At 66.9% G+C, this 1,591-nt stretch carries 1 pseudogene; it reads left to right on the top strand.

The features are described from left to right. Positions 1-121 precede the first annotated feature (121 nt). Positions 122-1,360, top strand: a pseudogene (locus G4D87_RS37590) (transposase); the annotation flags it as partial. Positions 1,361-1,591 lie beyond the last annotated feature (231 nt).

The raw sequence follows: 1,591 nt of genomic DNA, 5'->3' as shown, positions 1-1,591 counted from the left end.
CGCCGCCGACCCGCCCGATTCGCCCCTCCAGCTCAGTCACTGAACAGCTCGCTCGTCGCGGCGCTCGCCGAACACGGTCCTCGTCCGTCATCAAGTCCTCCGGCACGACGTCCACCGGACGGTTACGTTCTCCGATGTCGTTGACCGCATGAGTCTGGTGGTGCTGGGCCTGCGCCCCTCGCTGCATGCGGCGGCGCAGCGGCATCGCCTGCCCGTCTCGGTCCCGCTTTACAAGAAGGTGAACCGGACCGAACCGGCGGTCCTCCGAGCGCTGGTGCGCGGCGCGTACGCTCGGTTGGCTCCGGTGCGCCGTGCGATGGAGCAGGCGGACGCGGTGTGCGAAGGGATGACGGTGCGCATCGTGGACGGCAACGACTTGCCGGCCAGTGAGAAGCGCCTTCGCGCGTTGCGTGGCTTCCGAGGCGCGGCGATGCCGGGCCAGTCCCTCGTGCTTTATGACCCGGACCTGGACCTGGTGGCCGACGTGCTTCCCTGGGAGGACGCGCATGACCATGAGCGCTCGCTGCTCAAGCACCTGCTGCCGCGCGTCGAGCCAGGCCACCTCTGGGTGGCGGATAGAGGCTTCAGTACGCGCGCGATTTTCCAGGCTTTCGCCGCCCATGAAGCCTTCCTGCTGGTGCGGGAGCATGAGCGCAATCCCGCACCGACCGAAGAGCACCCGCGACGCAAGGTCGGACGCATCGAGACGGGGATGGTCTTCGAGCAGCCGGTGTCCATCCCAGACGGGGCAGGCGGCGCGCTGCGACTGCGGCGCATCGAGATTGAACTCGACACGCCCACCGACGACGGAGACACCATCATCCGACTGCTGACGAATGTCCCGGCGGACCGCAAGGGAGCAACAACGCTCGCACGGTTGTACCGCACGCGCTGGCGGATTGAATGCCTCTTTGGCCGCTTGGAGTCTGTCCTTGAAAGCGAGGTGCGCAGCCTTGGCTCGCCCCGAGGCGCCCTGCTTGGATTCTGCGTCGCATTGGTGGCCTACGACGTGTTGGCCCTCTTGCAGGTGGCGGTGCGGACCGCGCATCCGGTGTGCGAGCAGAAGCCTATCTCCTCTTTCTATATCGCGGCCGAGTTACGCGAGTACTACGGCGGAATGAAGGCCGCCCTTCCGGAGGAAGTCTGGGCGCCATACGAAAGCCAGACGCCGAAGCAACTGGCCCGGACGCTCGTGAAAATGGCAAGGAACGTCGACCCGGCGATACTCCTCAAGCACCCTCGCGGGCCGAAGCCAAGGAGGAAGAAGGGCTACGCGCCGGGGAGCGAAGTGCGCCGGCAGGTCGCGACATCACGCGTCCTCGCTGCCGGCACCGTCGATTACGTCAAGCAAGATGTTTAAAGGGATGGCCCTAAGGGCTCGGGCGCAACCTCGAGCCCCTCTCGCGCGGCCGCTACGCGGCGACCAGCACCTTCGAGACCTCGCTCGACGGCCCGCTGGCGATTTGCCGGGGCGCGCCGCCGAAGTTCTTGGCGGACACGTGGAAGTTCTGGGCCTCGGTACCGGAGAAGGTGCCCTTGGCCTGCACCTGGAAGGTGCTCTGCGGCAGGGTGACCCCGCTGACCTGCGTCC

The sequence above is a fragment of the Myxococcus vastator genome (assembly GCF_010894475.1).
Taxonomy (GTDB): Bacteria; Myxococcota; Myxococcia; order Myxococcales; family Myxococcaceae; genus Myxococcus; species Myxococcus vastator.
Note: the sequence above shows the minus strand (reverse complement) of the source record. Positions and strands in the feature narration are given on the sequence as shown.